Source organism: Neomicrococcus aestuarii, assembly GCF_014201135.1.
Lineage (GTDB): Bacteria > Actinomycetota > Actinomycetes > Actinomycetales > Micrococcaceae > Neomicrococcus > Neomicrococcus aestuarii.
The window spans coordinates 2,737,523-2,752,578 of the sequence record NZ_JACHDR010000001.1; the positions used below are offsets into that span (position 1 = coordinate 2,737,523).

The 15,056-nt window shown below is 57.8% G+C and carries 9 protein-coding genes and 1 tRNA gene; 9 read left to right on the forward strand and 1 reads right to left on the reverse strand.

Annotated elements, in window-relative coordinates:
- From lgt to pyk, 4 genes are all read left to right on the forward strand, one after another.
- Entirely contained in the window at positions 1-1,035 is a 1,035-nt protein-coding gene (gene lgt, locus HD598_RS12545) for a prolipoprotein diacylglyceryl transferase (protein WP_071893295.1), read from the forward strand.
- A 290-nt stretch (positions 1,036-1,325) separates the two neighbouring features.
- Positions 1,326-5,984: a glutamate synthase large subunit gene (gltB, locus tag HD598_RS12550; RefSeq protein WP_183666307.1), complete on the forward strand. Its 4,659-nt coding sequence runs from the start codon at positions 1,326-1,328 to the stop codon at positions 5,982-5,984.
- Positions 5,977-7,434, forward strand: coding sequence for a glutamate synthase subunit beta (locus HD598_RS12555; protein WP_071893297.1), 1,458 nt, complete (start codon positions 5,977-5,979; stop codon positions 7,432-7,434). Before gltB ends, HD598_RS12555 begins: the two co-directional genes overlap by 8 nt.
- A 73-nt stretch (positions 7,435-7,507) precedes the next feature.
- Entirely contained in the window at positions 7,508-9,034 is a 1,527-nt protein-coding gene (gene pyk / locus HD598_RS12560) for a pyruvate kinase (protein ID WP_071893298.1), read from the forward strand.
- A 116-nt stretch (positions 9,035-9,150) separates the two neighbouring features.
- Here pyk and HD598_RS12565 read toward each other — a convergent pair whose 3' ends face one another.
- Complete coding sequence (locus HD598_RS12565; RefSeq protein ID WP_409366190.1) at positions 9,151-9,819, reverse strand: ANTAR domain-containing response regulator; 669 nt, start codon at positions 9,817-9,819, stop codon at positions 9,151-9,153.
- Positions 9,820-9,933: 114 nt separating this feature from the next.
- Here HD598_RS12565 and HD598_RS12570 point away from each other — a divergent pair.
- From HD598_RS12570 to HD598_RS12590, 5 genes are all read left to right on the forward strand, one after another.
- A tRNA-Leu gene (locus HD598_RS12570) sits at positions 9,934-10,018 on the forward strand.
- A 154-nt stretch (positions 10,019-10,172) separates the two neighbouring features.
- Complete coding sequence (locus tag HD598_RS12575; RefSeq protein WP_183666311.1) at positions 10,173-12,551, forward strand: HelD family protein; 2,379 nt, start codon at positions 10,173-10,175, stop codon at positions 12,549-12,551.
- A gap of 96 nt (positions 12,552-12,647) precedes the next feature.
- A complete protein-coding gene (locus HD598_RS12580; RefSeq protein ID WP_183666313.1) occupies positions 12,648-13,196 on the forward strand; it encodes a dihydrofolate reductase family protein in 549 nt (182 codons plus the stop codon).
- A 222-nt stretch (positions 13,197-13,418) separates the two neighbouring features.
- Positions 13,419-14,195 carry a 3-hydroxybutyrate dehydrogenase gene (locus HD598_RS12585; RefSeq protein ID WP_183666315.1) on the forward strand — a complete coding sequence of 259 codons (777 nt, stop codon included), beginning with the start codon at positions 13,419-13,421 and terminating at the stop codon, positions 14,193-14,195.
- A gap of 80 nt (positions 14,196-14,275) precedes the next feature.
- Positions 14,276-15,055 (forward strand): CoA transferase subunit A, encoded by a 780-nt coding sequence (locus HD598_RS12590; protein WP_183666317.1) that lies wholly within the window; start codon positions 14,276-14,278, stop codon positions 15,053-15,055.
- The last annotated feature ends 1 nt before the right edge of the window (position 15,056 follow it).

Genomic DNA, 15,056 nt, shown 5'->3' on the forward strand with positions numbered 1-15,056 from the left:
ATGATGACGGGCCTCGTGCTAGAACTCGCTAGCATCCAAGCATCCATTCCTTCTCCACCGGTGGAGTGGTCGCGGTTCCAGCTGGGCCCGCTCACCATCCACGTCTACGCGCTGTGCTTGCTCACCGGCGGACTTATTGGCGGATGGCTTGCTTACCGCCGCTGGAAGAAGAAGGGCGGGCCGGAAGACCCGTTTTTTTCCATCATCATGTGGGCCGTCATCTTCGGCATCATCGGCGCTCGTTTGTACCACGTGGTCAGCTCACCGGATGCGTACTTTGGCCCCAACTATGACGGCACCGGAGATCTGACCAAGATCTGGCAGATCTGGAACGGCGGCCTGGGCATTTGGGGCGCTGTTGCCCTGGGTGCTGTCGGCGCTTGGATTGGTTGCCGCCGCGCCGGACTGCGCTTGAGCGCGTTCGCCGATGCTGCTGCCCCCGGTGTCCTCTTGGCACAAGCCATTGGACGATGGGGAAACTACTTCAACCAAGAGCTCTACGGCGGTCCAACGACCCTGCCCTGGGGACTCGAAATTGATCCCACCAACGCGAGCTTCCCCGCAGGACTCCCGGCGGACACGCTATTCCACCCCACGTTCTTGTACGAATTCTTCTGGAACCTCGCCGGTGTAGCGCTCATCCTGCTTTTGGACCGCAAGTTCAAGTTCCAGCGCGGCGCTATGTTCTGGCTCTACGTGGCCGTATATACCGCCGGACGCACGTGGATTGAAATGCTACGCATCGATGAAGCGCAAATGATCACCATTCTGGGCATCACTCAGCGACTCAACGTGTGGACCAGCCTGCTGATGTTCCTGATCTCCGTGGTGCTCTTCGCGATCATGGCAACCCGCCCCCGACGTACCGGCCTGGACATCGTCTACTTGCCCGGAAAAGCGCCGGAAGAAACCACCGAGATTACTGAAGCTGAGGCACCTGCGGTAGCTGCGTCGTCGTCCTCTCACAGGGAAACCCCTGCGGAAAGCGGCGAAACGCAAACGAAACTCGAAGGCAATCCCACAGAAAAATCATGATGTTACGGGCGGTGCGAAAAAATGGAACGAAATTTCGCGCCGCCCGCAATCTGGGTGCTACTGTCAATCCAGCAAAAACACGTGGACGAGATCACACATGCCGTCTGCGACGCTGACCCTTTATTCTTCGTAAACCAACATGAAAGAATTCAGGGTAACGCCACAACGACGTGGACTCGCTTGCCGCTGATCCAGGTCATACCCCCTTTCTTGGCGCGCAAGCACGATTCGCTTGCGCCGGTCCGACACCGGACAAGTGACGAGTTGTACCGTTACAGAAAGGGCCCACCATGACTGAGCCGAAAAAGGCCACCACTCACAGCAATAACGCTGCTGAGGATCCCGTTGTTCTGGACCCCGTTGTGGAAGAGAAGAACAACGTGATATCTCCATTCGAGCGTTTCGCAAAGCTTCCAGAAGACCAAGGTCTCTACCGTAAGGACCAGGAAAAGGACGCTTGCGGCCTTGCCATGATCGCAACGCTCAAGGGTGAGCCGACGCACGAAATCGTGGTGCACGCCCTCGATGCCTTGCGCGCTCTTGAACACCGCGGCGCCGTGGGCGCTGACGAAGGTACCGGTGACGGCGCCGGTCTCCTGACCCAGATTCCGGATGCCTTTTTCCGTGAAGTAGTGAACTTCCCATTGCCGGCTGCCGGCGAATACGTGGTGGGTACCGCCTTCCTTCCGGATGACGCCGACGGTGAAGCCACCGCCCGCGCAGGTCTTGAAGAGCTCGTAGCGGCCGAAGGACTTCAGGTCCTTGGCTGGCGCGAAGTGCCGACCGATGATTCCATGATCGGTGCGCTGTCCCGCTCCTGCATGCCTCGCTTCGTTCAGTTGTTCGTAGGCGGTACGGCTGAGACTGATTACGACGACGCTGGCCAGAGTCTCGAGGCCCGTTCCTTCCGTATTCGCAAGCGTGCGCAGAACCGTTTCGGCGTGTACTTCCCGTCCTTCTCCGCGAAGACGATTGTGTACAAGGGCATGTTGACCACGGCTCAATTGGAGCCGTTCTTCCCTGACCTTTCCGATGAGCGTTTTGCGACGAAGCTTGCCATTGTGCACTCGCGCTTCTCCACTAACACGTTCCCGAGCTGGCCGTTGGCTCAGCCGTTCCGCATGATTGCTCACAACGGTGAAATCAACACCGTCAAGGGCAACCGTAACTGGATGCGCGCTCGCCAGTCCCAGCTCTCCTCGCCGATCCTGGGCGACGCTCCAGAAGAGCTGTTCCCGATCTGCACGCCGGGCGCTTCCGACTCCGCTTCCTTCGACGAAGTGGCCGAGCTGTTGTTGCTTTCGGGCCGCACCTTGCCGCAGGCCATCATGATGATGATTCCGGAGGCTTGGGAAAACAACCCATCCATGGATCCGGATCGCCGCGCGTTCTACGAATACCACTCGATGCTCATGGAGCCATGGGACGGCCCAGCTGCTGTGTCCTTCACCAACGGCACCCAAGTTGGTGCTGTTTTGGACCGCAACGGTCTTCGCCCAGCCCGCTACTGGGTCACCGAAGATGGACTTGTAGTGCTGGCCTCTGAGGTTGGCGTGGTTGACATCGCTCCAGAGCGCATTGTGCGCAAGGGCCGTGTCTCGCCAGGCAAGATGTTCTTGGTGGATACGGACCAGGGCCGCATCATTGAGGACTCCGAAGTCAAGGCTGACCTGGCAAACGCCAACCCGTGGCGCGAGTGGGTTCAAGAGAACCTCGTGAGCTTGGAAGAGCTTCCTGAGCGTGAGCACGTGGTTCACTCTGCGCAGTCCATCAACTTGCGTCAGCGCACCTTTGGCTACACCAATGAAGAGCTGAAGATCCTGCTTGCGCCAATGGCGCAGAACGGTGCCGAGCCGCTGGGTGCCATGGGATCGGACACCCCGGTGGCCATCCTTGCTAAGCGCCCTCGCTTGCTCTTTGACTACTTTGTACAGTCCTTCGCTCAGGTGACTAACCCGCCGCTGGATGCTATTCGCGAGGAGCTCGTGACGAGCCTTCGTACCTCCATTGGCCCGGACGGTAACCTGCTCAAGCTTTCCCATGTGAAGACCCAGCACATTTCGCTGGACTTCCCAGTGATCACCAATGATGATCTGGCCAAGATCATCAACGTGCGCGACGCCGACGGCGCCAAGGTGGGCCTGAAGGTCCGCGGTCTTTACCAGCCAGCTGGTGGAGCTAACGGACTGCGTGCTCGCTTGCACGAGATCTACGAGCAAGTCTCTACCGCCGTCAACCGCGGTGTGCAGTACATCGTGGTCTCTGACCGCGACTCCAACGCACAGTGGGCTCCGATCCCGTCCTTGCTCTTGACCTCGGCAATTCACAACCACTTGCTCAAGTCCGCTAACCGCACCAAGACCTCCTTGATTGTTGAGGCTGGCGACGTGCGCGAAGTGCACCACGTGGCAGTCCTCTTGGGCTACGGCGCTTCCGCTGTGAACCCTTACTTGGCACTTGAAACCGTTGAAGAGATGGCCAACAACGGCATCCTCGGCGACGTGACTGCTGAGAAGGCTCACGCGAACCTCATCAAGGCGCTCGGTAAGGGCGTTTTGAAGATCATGTCCAAGATGGGCATCTCCACGGTGTCCTCTTACTGTGGCGCGCAGACCTTTGAAGGTTTGGGCTTGTCTCAGCGCTTCATTGACATGTACTTCTCCGGTACCCCAACGCAAATGGGTGGCGTGGGACTTCAGGAAATCGCTGAAGAGATCGCCATGCGTCACGAGAGTGCGTACCCACAGAGTGGCAACCCTGACGCTCACCGCGAGCTCGAAACCGGCGGCGAGTACCAGTGGCGTCGCGACGGTGCACCGCACTTGTTTGACCCGGAGACGGTCTTCCGACTTCAGCACGCAACGCGCGAGCGCAGGTATGACATCTTCAAGAAGTACACCGAGGGCGTGGATAACCAGGCTCGCGACTTGAAGACGCTGCGCGGCCTGTTCTCCTTCAAGGAGGGCGCACGCGAGCCCATCTCGATCGACGAGGTGGAGCCGATCTCTGAGATCATCAAGCGCTTCTCCACGGGTGCAATGTCCTACGGATCCATTTCCAAGGAAGCCCACGAGACCCTCGCGATTGCCATGAACCAAATTGGTGGCAAGTCCAACACGGGTGAAGGTGGCGAAGATGTAGATCGCTTGCTCGATCCTGCGCGCCGCTCCAAGATCAAGCAGATCGCTTCCGGTCGCTTCGGTGTCACGAGCTTGTACTTGACGAATGCTGAAGACATTCAGATCAAGATGGCTCAGGGTGCTAAGCCGGGCGAAGGCGGCCAGCTCATGGCACAGAAGATGTACCCGTGGGTGGCGCGGACGCGTCACTCCACACCTGGCGTGGGCTTGATTTCCCCACCACCGCACCACGACATTTACTCGATCGAGGACCTCGCTCAGCTCATTTACGACGCAAAGCGTGCAAACCCTCAGGCTCGAGTCCACGTCAAGCTGGTTTCCGAAGTGGGAATTGGTACGGTTGCGTCCGGTGTCACGAAGGCTAAGGCTGATGTGGTGTTGGTTTCGGGGCACGACGGCGGAACCGGCGCCTCGCCGCTGAACTCTTTGAAGCACGCCGGTGTTCCGTGGGAGCTTGGTCTCGCCGAGACTCAGCAGACCTTGATGATCAATGGTCTGCGTGAGCGCGTTACCGTGCAGGTGGACGGCCAGCTCAAGACCGGTCGCGACGTCGTCATCGCAGCGCTTCTGGGTGCTGAAGAATACGGCTTTGCCACCGCTCCGCTGGTGGTTTCTGGCTGCATCATGATGCGCGTGTGCCACTTGGACACCTGCCCAGTGGGTGTGGCTACTCAGAACCCTGAGTTGCGTTCGCGCTTTACCGGCAAGCCTGAGTTCGTAGTGAACTTCTTCGAGTTCTTGGCTGAAGAGGTTCGCGAGATCCTCGCTTCCTTGGGCTTCCGCACCTTGGACGAAGCCATTGGCCACGCCGAGCTGCTGGATCGCCAGGCCGCAATGGATCACTGGAAGTCCTCACACCTGGACTTGTCTCCAATGTTCTCCGTGTACGACGACGGCCAAGATGGACCGCGCCGCCGCACGGGCACTCAGAACCACGAGCTGGATCAGCACTTTGATAACCAGCTCATCGGGATGAGCAAGGACGCCCTGGAAAACCGCATGCCGGTAACAATCAACCTGCCAGTGGTCAACACCGACCGCGCAGTAGGCACCATGCTGGGCAACGCTGTGACGAAGAAGTTTGGCGCCGAGAACTTGGCGCCAGACACCATCTCCGTGACGCTGACCGGTTCCGCAGGTCAGTCCTTGGGCGCGTTCTTGCCAGCAGGCATCACCTTGCGCTTGTTCGGTGAGTCCAACGACTACGTGGGCAAGGGCCTCTCCGGTGGTCACATCTCCGTGCGACCACACGAAGGTAGCCAGCTGGTAGCTGCAGACAACGTCATTGCCGGCAACGTGATTGGCTACGGCGCTACGAGCGGCGAGCTGTACCTCTCCGGCATTGTTGGCGAGCGCTTCCTGGTGCGTAACTCGGGAGCAACCGCCATTGTTGAAGGCATTGGCGATCACGGTTGTGAGTACATGACCGGTGGAACCGCGGTCATCATCGGTGAGACCGGACGTAACTTCGGTGCGGGTATGTCCGGCGGCCGGGCGTTCGTCTTGGACTTGGATGTTGCCAAGGTCAACGCTGATTCTCTTGCGGCGAAGGAATTGCTTCTTGAGCCACTCAGCGAAGCTGATGTTGAAGAAGTTCGCGAGCTTTTGGTTCGCCATGTAGAAGAGACCGCGTCCGTGAAGGCGCAGTCCCTCTTGGATGATTTCGCTAACGTGGTGGGTCGCTTCACCAAGGTCCTGCCACGCAATTACGCAGCGGTTCTCAAGACCCGCGAAGACGCGATTGCCGAGGGACTGGATCCGGATGGCGACGTAGTTTGGAACAAGATTTTGGAGGCAACCCGTGGCTGATCCTCGTGGCTTTTTGAAGGTTCGCGAACGCGAAACCCAACCGCGCCGTCCCGTCCCAGTTCGAATCAAGGACTGGAAGGAAGTGTACGAGCGCCAGAACGGTGAGGTACTGCAACGTCAGGCAGGCCGCTGCATGGACTGTGGCGTTCCGTTCTGTCACCAGGGGTGCCCGCTAGGCAACCTCATTCCGGAATGGAATGACTTGATGTGGCGTGGTAACACCGCGGGAGCATCGGAGCGTCTTCACGCAACGAACAACTTCCCGGAGTTCACCGGTCGCTTGTGCCCAGCTCCGTGTGAGTCCTCCTGCGTGCTGGGCATCAACCAGCCGGCCGTGACCATCAAGCAGATCGAGGTGGAGATCGCCGATCAGGCGTTCGACGATGACCTCATCACCCCTGTCATGCCAGTTCGTCACACCGACCAGACGGTCGCCGTCGTAGGATCTGGCCCTGCCGGACTTGCCGCAGCCCAGCAGCTCACGCGTGCAGGCCACACGGTTGCTGTGTACGAGCGCGACGACAAAATCGGCGGACTGCTTCGCTACGGAATCCCTGACTTCAAGATGGAAAAGGGAGTTCTGGATCGTCGTCTCGCTCAGATGAGTGCCGAGGGCACCCGATTCCGCACCAACGTTGAACTCGGCAAGGACATCTCGTGGAAGCAGCTTCGCGGCCGCTACGACGCGATTGTGATTGCTACCGGTTCTACGGTTCCTCGCGATTTGCCGATTCCTGGACGCGAGCTTGAAGGCGTTCACTTCGCCATGGACTACTTGGTTCAGTCCAACCGTGTTGTTGCTGGCGACGAGGTTGAAAACCAGATCGATGCCAAGGGTAAGCACGTCGTGATCCTTGGCGGCGGCGACACCGGTGCTGACTGCATCGGTACCGCCCACCGTCAGGGCGCCGCTTCGGTGACCACCTTGGCCATCGGCAAGCAGCCGCCATCGGAGCGTCCAGCGCACCAGCCGTGGCCTATGTTCCCGACCCTCTTCGAAGTAGCAAGCGCTCACGAAGAAGGCGGCGAACGCACCTACTTGGCGTCCACCGTTGAGTACATTGGCGAAAACGGTAAGCTCACGGGGTTGAAGGTCGCTGAAACCGAGTACACGCCTGAAGGGCGCGTGCCGAAGGCGGGCACCGAGCGAATCATCAAGGCTGACTTGGTGTTCTTGGCTCTCGGCTTCACCGGCCCGGAGAAGGCAGGATTGGAAGATTCGCCGTCCGTTGGTTTCGATGGTCGCGGAAACATTGTGCGTGATGAAGACTTCATGACCGGACAGCAAGGTGTGTTTGTCGCTGGCGACGCCGGCCGTGGACAGTCGCTGATTGTGTGGGCCATCGCTGAAGGCCGTGCGGCTGCGTCGAAGGTGGACGAGTACCTGCAGGGCAGCACTCGATTGCCTGCGCCGGTTCGTCCAACGGACGTCTCCATCACTCCGTTCTAGAAAGCCGCCGACCGCTTCACTCGGTACCGAAGGTACTGGGTGTTCTCTTCAGGACAACAGATAGGGTGGAACCATGAGACGCGCAAAGATCGTAGTCACTTTTGGTCCAGCAATCGGAACGTTAGATAAGACCCGTGAAGCAGTAGCTGCGGGAATGAACGTGGCCCGTTTGAATATGAGCCACGGAGAACACTCAGTACACGCGGAATACCTTGCGAATATTCGGCAAGCTGCCGAGGAAGCCAACCAGCCAGTTGCTGTTTTCGCTGACCTCCAGGGGCCTAAGATTCGTCTTGGCCGCTTCGTAGACGGTCCCCATGAACTTCAGGTGGGGGATAAGTTCACCATCACGGTGGATGACATCGAAGGAACTAAAGAGCGAGTCTCCACCACGTTCAAGGGTTTGACCGGGGACGTGGGGCCAGGAGACATCCTCCTCATCAACGACGGTAAGGTGCGTTTGCGCGCCACCAAGGTCACCGAGAGTGACGTGGAAACCGAAGTTGTGGTGGGTGGCGAAGTCTCCAACAACAAGGGCATCAACCTGCCTGGTGTTGCAGTCAACGTACCTGCGCTCTCGGACAAGGATGAAGAAGATCTTCGCTGGGCCATTCGTGCCGGCGTGGACATGATCGCTTTGTCGTTCGTGCGTAACGCGAGCGATATTCGTCGTGTGCACGAGATCATGGAAGAGGAAGGCCGCAAGCTTCCGGTCATTGCCAAGATCGAGAAGCCACAGGCCGTGGATGCTCTGGAAGAGATCATCGACGCGTTTGACTCCGTCATGGTTGCCCGTGGTGACCTCGGTGTTGAGCTTCCATTGGAACAAGTGCCGATTGTTCAAAAGCGCACCGTAGAACTGGCTCGCCGTTGGGCAAAGCCGGCCATCGTTGCCACTCAAGTTCTTGAGTCCATGATTGAATCGCCAACGCCAACGCGCGCCGAGGCATCAGACTGTGCAAACGCCGTCCTTGATGGTGCGGACGCAGTCATGCTTTCCGGTGAAACGAGCGTGGGTAAGTACCCCATCGAAACCATCAAGACCATGGCGCGAATCATCGAGTCCACGGAAGAGCACGGCTTGGCCCGTATTCGGCCGTTGCAGACCCGCCCGCGCACTCGTGGAGGCGCCATCACGCGCGCAACGGTGGAGATCGCAGACGAGCTCGACGCAAAGTTCATTGTGGGCTTTACCGAGTCCGGTGATACCGCACGCCGTCTCTCACGTATGCGTCCAGCGCGACCCATGCTGTGCTTCACTTCGGTTCAGGCGACGTACCGCACCATGGCTTTGGTCTGGGGCATTCGTCCCCGTTTCGTGGAGTTCGCAGACCACATCGACAAAATGACGGCGCTCGTGGATCGCGTCCTTCAAAGTGAAGGTCTCGCTGAGATCGACGACATCGTCGTGATCGCGGCCGGTTCACCTCCAGGACAGGCCGGCTCCACCAACTCGCTACGTATTCACCGCCTCGGTGACGTCGCTGACGCTGGTGAGCTCATTGAGGGCAAGCTGCCAAAGGCTGAGAAGCTGCGCCCGTGGCGTACCAAGGATGAGGCGCTCAAGGACCTCATCTCGCGCATGCGTGAAAACATCTAGGAAAACTTCGTACCGGTAGCCAATCGGCTACCAACAACAAGAGAGGCTGTTCGCGTCACCAGATGATGGTGCGAACAGCCTCGCTTGGTTTGTGCAGGACCAGTAGCGGTTAAGAGCTACTTGACCTGCTCCACGATGGTCTCGGCGACTTCACGCATGCTCAGACGACGGTCCATAGACGTCTTCTGGATCCAACGGAAAGCCTCCGGCTCAGTGAGCCCCATCTTCTCCGTCAACAAGCCCTTGGCGCGCTCTACGATCTTGCGCGTCTCGAACTGTTCCTTGAGGTCAGTCACTTCCTTAGCCAACGCCAGGATTTCCTCGTGGCGCGAGCGTGCAATCTCAAGCGCGGGGATGAGATCTGCTGGAGTGAATGGCTTCACGACATAAGCCATGGCGCCAGCCTCGCGAGCTCGCTCCACCAGTTCCTTCTGGCTAAAAGCGGTGAGTAAAACCACAGGAGCAATGCGTTCCTTTGCAATTGCCTCTGCGGCGGTAATGCCGTCGATCACCGGCATCTTGACATCCATCAAAACCACATCTGGGTGAAGCTCTCGCGCCAGCTGAATTGCGGTTTCTCCGTTATCTGCTTCGCCCACCACGTCGTAGCCCTCGCCACGCAAGATTTCAACGATATCCAAGCGGATCAGGGTTTCGTCCTCCGCTACCACAACGCGAGCCGCAGGCTGCTGTGGGACCCGAGCTGCGCCGTCGTTCTCAGGATGTGGGGACGCAACCGAGCTGGAAGGGGACTTTGGGGACACTTGGTCCGCGTGTTCGTTCACGATGTTTCTCCTTGGCTGCGCCGATTTACGTTCTAAGCCTATCGCCATGTATGCTTGATGAGCGCGAGTCGCTGAAGTGTGAAATATCAAGAGCACTAAAGCGGATATTCGTAAGCCCGAGTGGCGGAATTGGCAGACGCACCGCACTCAAAATGCGGCGGGTAAAACCGTGTGGGTTCGAGTCCCACCTTGGGCACCAGATCAAAAGGTCCGGAAACAGAAATGTTTCCGGACCTTTTGTTTTTATGACTTTTCTGCCCCAAATCTGGGTTCAAGGTTCTAAGTGTCATTTCTCACGTTTAATGTTTATTTCAACGCCGCGCCGGAGAGCGTGGCGCTGAAAGGTGGAAATCGTGGAAATTGATTACGCGGATGAGCTTACTGAAGAACAGTCGTACTTTGATCGCGCCCGTGAAGCCTACGAAGTGCGGCTTCAGTCGTCAGATCCGGCGCAATGGACGGTAGGCAACGGCCCTGAGCGTCGCGCTATGAAGAAGGCTATGGATGCCAAGCCCAAACTGGAGGCGGACGAATCTGTAGCTTTCGGCCGCATGATTCTGAACGACGGGCGGAGCTATCACGTCGGCAAAGTCGGCATCTCGGATGAGGAAAAGAATCAGCTGGTGGTGTCTTGGCAAGCGCCAATCGCCGAACGCTTTTACCAGGCGACCACCGATGACCACATGGGTGTTGCAACGAAGCGCACCTTCACCACCACACGCAATCACGTTGATGCCTTCAGCGACAAGATTTTTGCCGAGCTGGCACGAAAGATCGAAAGCCTTGATGATGAGTTGCGTTCTGACGACGCGCTCCTCCACAGTCTTGAGGCCAGCCGCACAGGCAAAATGACGGACATTGTCCAGACTATTCAAGCCGCTCAAGACAAGCTCATTCGCTTATCCAAAGATCAGCTGCTGGTCATTCAAGGTGGGCCGGGAACGGGTAAGACGGCTGTTGCGCTGCATCGCGCTTCATGGCTGATGTTCAACTACCAAGCTGAATTGCCGGCCAGCGAAATGCTTATTGTTGGACCGAATCCCGCGTTCACCAAGTACATTCAGCAGGTACTGCCAGCCTTAGGTGATCAGCACGTCCGGCAGACCTCAATTCAAGAAATGCTTTCGAGCGAACTCCCAGTTCGTGCTGCCGAAACAGATCACGTGGCTCGCGTCAAAGGTCTTGCGGAGATGGAAGACGTGATTGCGACCGGCCTGGACAATCGCATCAAAGAACCGGAAACACCTCTGCGAATTTCTCGACGAAACTCTGCCGCAGCCGTCTCAATATCGCCGGAGACTATTGCCGGGGATATTAAGGAGCTTCGCCACAAGCAATACGGCGAAGGTCGCGAGCTGCTCAAACAGCGCCTCCTAGAGCATTGCGCACGTTCAGTAAGCTCCGTGAGTCAGTTGTCGGGTGCAGCACTCATGGACCCCCAATCCGTCGAATCCGCCTTGGACAGAATGTGGCCACGATTGTCAGCACCCCAGTTCATCCGCGAGCTTTTGGGATCAAAGCAGCGCTTACGAACGGCAGCGCAGAACATTCTCACGGATGAGCAGATCGAACTGCTCTACCGTGGCGCGGCTGACAGGATCGCAGATGAACCGTGGACTATTGCGGACCTCGCCTTGATAGATTCAGCCGCAGAATTCATGAACGGGGAGTCCACCCTTTACCGGCATATCATCGTGGATGAAGCGCAAGATCTTTCGCCGATGCAGTTGATTGCACTTCGCAGACGGTCCAGAGATGGTTCCATGACGATTGTGGGCGACGTGGCGCAATCGACCGGGCCTTTTGCTCGCGATAGCTGGGACGAGATTGTCGAGGCTCTGAAATCAAAGTTGGAGACCAACCTGCAACATCTTGAGCACGGTTACCGTGTTCCCGAGGAAGTGTTCGCAGTAGCAAAACGACTTTTGCCGATTGCGGCACCAAGGATTCAGAGCCCGAAGATTGTGCGTAAAGCTAACGCTGCGCCTCAACTTTTTGACGTAGTTCGTGAGCAGATGGCGCGTGAGGTTGCGAAGACATCTAGTCATCACAGCAGCAAGGGACGATTCGTCGGCGTCATTGCGCCCAAGGAATGGTGGGAACAGATTCAAGAAGCTTTCCGGGCTGAGGAAGTCAAATGGAGCGACTCGAGTGCAGGCAACTTAGGCACGTCTATCAACCTAGTGACGCCCGAGGACTCTAAGGGCCTCGAATTTGACGCCGTGGTGGTGGTGGATCCGCAGGCCATCTTTGATCGGGATAACGGTGCCCGGCTTCTTTACATCGCTCTGACACGCACCACGTCGCGCTTGGATGTCATCGCACCGTCGGGCGAAATTCCATCCGTGATTCGAGAAGCGTTTCCTGAACTCACGCGCATCGACGCTCCGGATGTAGCTTCGCCATCTGAAATCACGATGAGCATGGATTCGAGTTCTGACGAACTGGCGAAAAGTGTGCCAGCTGTAGAACTGACGACGGAGCGTTCAACGAAGGCTTCGTCCGAGCCGCGACCAGACGAAGGCATGGTAGATGTCGCCAGCACACGAGAGATGGAACTGGTTGGGGACCAGCGAACGCTAGGGCCTGTAGAACGTGAGCTGGTGCGCCGTAACGCTGAGTACTTACACGAAGTGATTCTGACGATGTTTGGCGCGGAGATTCAACGGGAAATCATTGTTGAAACGCTCAGAATTTTCGACGAATCAGCTGCGGACGAAGCATCGCAGTGAGGAAAGCGCAAGCGTGTCGAAACGGCACGCCGAGCGCTTCTCCACATGTGGCAATAAGCCTTTCGAAGATCTGCTGATTCTTCATAGGATGAAGTCATGACTCGTTTCGTGTATTTTGTTGCAGCGTCAGTTGATGGATATATCGCCGATGAAGCGGACAGCATGCGATGGCTGGAACCGTTCGATGAGTATGACGATGGAAGCACTTACGATGCTTTCATTGCGAGTGTTGGTTCAATCGTGATGGGCGCTGACACCTACCAGTGGCTCTTGAAGAACGTCAAAGGGAATTGGCCGTATACCGGGATACCTACGTGGGTTTTTGCGCACCGCGAATTGCCGAGCTTCCTTGGCGCTGACGTGACCTTTGCGCGAGGAGATATCGAAGAATGGGTTCCCGAGCTCGCTCGTGACGCGGCCGGTAAGGACGTGTGGGTGATGGGCGGCGGAGCTTTGGCTGGACAGTTTGTTGACGCGGAAAAGCTTGATGAGCTTCGCGTCTTCTCCATTCCCGTGATTCTGGGCGGAGGGCGTCCACTCTTCGCGATGCGCTCGATCGGGAAGCTGGAACTGACTTCGTTGACGCAACATAAGTTGGGTGTGGTGGAGCTTCAGTACTCAGTCAGTACGACGGCGCATGCTTGAGTAAGCGGCTTCCTTAGCGGCTGTAGAGCTTGAGTAATACGAATGGCTCGCGCACGTCTTTGACTTTATGTGAGTTGGCTCATAGTGTGCCGAATGAATGAATCGCCTTTTTCTTCTCGGGATCGCTTCGGTGACCGAAGGAGCGGGCTTTTCAGTGCGGTGAGAGCCATCAGCGTGAAGTCAGCGAGGACTCGCACCGTTCGCCTCGGAAAGGAATAACGCATGAGCGATCTGCAGGATTACGCCGTCAATACGCAACCGTTGGCAGGGAAACGTGCCTTGATTACGGGAGGCGCTAGCGGCATTGGAGCCGAGATGGTGCGCATGTTCGTTGCACGCGGCGCAACGGTGACCGTGGCCGATCTCAACGCTGAAGCGGCGCAGGCTCTTGCGGATGAAGTGGGCGGCCAGGCGTGGGCAGTGGACCTTTCGGATACCACCGGGCTTGAGAACCTTTCCTTAGACACGGACATTCTCGTGAACAACGCCGGCATCCAGCGCATGAATCCTCTTCAGGATTATGTGCCCGAAGACTGGCGCCTCATCCATCGCCTCATGTTGGAAGCGCCGTTCCTTCTCATTCGCGCGGCTTTGCCGAAGATGTATGAGCGGAACTTCGGCCGCATCATCAATCTTTCGAGTGCTCACGGTCTGGTCGCCTCACCGTTCAAGTCCGCCTACGTCAGCGCGAAGCACGGGCTGGAGGGTCTTTCCAAAGTGACCGCGTTGGAAGGCGGCGCTCACGGCGTCACCAGCAATTGCGTCAATCCGGGTTTTGTCCGGACTCCGCTCGTGGATAAACAAGTGGCGGATCAGGCGGCTCTCCATAACCTGACGGAGAACGAAGTCCTTGAGAAAATCATGCTGACGGAGCCCGCGATCAAGCGCCTTGCAGAACCGCGGGAAGTGGCGGCACTCGCGGCGTGGCTCGCTTCGGACGAGGCTTCGATGGTGACCGGGGCGTCGTACACCATGGACGGCGGGTGGACCGCTCGCTAGCGGGAGGCCGTGCGGCAACTTCGCATCACCTCAAATCTTTAGAAGTTCAGAGCAAAGTTGCTTGTTGACAGGAGAATGTAGTGGCGATTGATAAGACGTTTGCAAGCGCGGCGGAGGCTGTCGCGGATATCCCGGATGGGGCGTCCCTCGCTGTGGGCGGATTCGGGCTTTCGGGAAATCCAATCCAACTCATCGAGGCGCTCTTGGAACAGGGCGCCACGGATCTTCACGGGGTCTCGAATAACTGTGGCGTGGATGGTTGGGGCCTTGGCGTCTTGCTTGCCGCCCACCGAATTCGCAAGATGACTAGCTCGTATGTAGGGGAGAACAAGGAGTTCGCGCGGCAGTATTTGAGCGGCGAGCTTGAGCTTGAACTCACGCCTCAGGGCACTCTCGCCGAGAAGCTCCGCGCAGGTGGCGCTGGCATTCCTGCGTTCTACACGCGCACCGGCGTTGGTACGCAGGTTGCGGAGGGCGGATTGCCTCAGAAGTACGACGACGCAGGTAACGTCGTGCAGGCCTCTGAAGCTAAGGAGGTGCGCGAGTTCTCCTTCAAGGGAAAAACGGCCGAGTTCGTGCTGGAGGAATCCATCGTCACCGACTTTGCGCTCGTTCATGCCATCAAGGGTGACAAACACGGAAACCTGGTGTTCAACAAGGCTGCTCGTCAGTTTGGCCCGCCTGCTGCCATGGCGGGAAAGATCTGCATTGCGCAGGTTGAAGAACTGGTGGAACCGGGGGAGATTGACCCCGACGACGTTCACCTTCCGGGTGTGTACGTGCACCGCATTCTGGAAGTTGGCAAGGACATCGAAAAGCGAATTGAAAAGCGCACCGTTCGTGCGGCGGAGGAGGCGTAAC